The following is a 204-nucleotide window of genomic DNA, read 5'->3' on the forward strand; positions in this document are numbered from 1 at the left end:
CAGCTCGGCGTCGTCCACCATGTCGCACTTGTTCAGGAACACGATGATGTAAGGCACGCCCACCTGGCGGGCCAGCAGGATGTGTTCGCGGGTCTGGGGCATCGGGCCGTCAGCGGCCGAGCACACCAGGATGGCGCCGTCCATCTGGGCGGCACCGGTGATCATGTTCTTGACGTAGTCGGCGTGGCCGGGGCAGTCCACGTG

General features: G+C 66.2%; 1 protein-coding gene. It reads right to left on the reverse strand.

Translation table 11 applies throughout. The features are described 5' to 3' along the window. The coding region (locus AAHB17_RS24715; protein ID WP_342133712.1) for a GTP-binding protein at positions 1-204 on the reverse strand (204 nt) is incomplete at both ends.

This window comes from Hydrogenophaga sp. OTU3427 (assembly GCF_038440225.1).
GTDB lineage: Bacteria > Pseudomonadota > Gammaproteobacteria > Burkholderiales > Burkholderiaceae_C > Hydrogenophaga.